We start from the raw sequence: 374 nt of genomic DNA, 5'->3' as shown, positions 1-374 counted from the left end.
CACGCCCCGCTGGCCGTGGTCGGATACCCGTCGGTGGGCTCCCTGCGCATGGCGCAGGAGATCGTCTGGCGCACGGCCGACGGTGACACGGAGGCGCTGGCCTCCTTCGCGGCGCCCGGCACGGTGAACAGCGCGCCCGCGAAGACCGCCGAGAACTGGATCGCCGCCTTCGGCAAGGGCGCCCGGGGCCAGGTTACGGCGGAGTTCTACGACGAGGCCTCCAAGCGGCAGATGGTCGTCCTGTACTTCCACGACACCGGCCAGATCAAGGAGCTGAGCCTCCGCTCCGGCATGGGCGGCGAGGACCGCGACTGGTACGTGTACATGGACCAGCCCGACATGGCCGACGCCACCGCCGTGCGGCCCTCGATCCC

1 protein-coding gene is annotated in these 374 nt (G+C 71.1%); it reads left to right on the top strand.

Features of this window, described 5'->3' with window-relative positions; genetic code table 11:
- On the top strand, positions 1–374 hold a 374-nt coding region (locus IH80_RS40420), incomplete at both ends, for a hypothetical protein (protein ID WP_037882468.1).

The organism is Streptomyces sp. NRRL S-378 (genome assembly GCF_000720645.1).
Lineage (GTDB): Bacteria > Actinomycetota > Actinomycetes > Streptomycetales > Streptomycetaceae > Streptomyces.
This window is presented reverse-complemented; position numbering and strand designations above follow the sequence as displayed.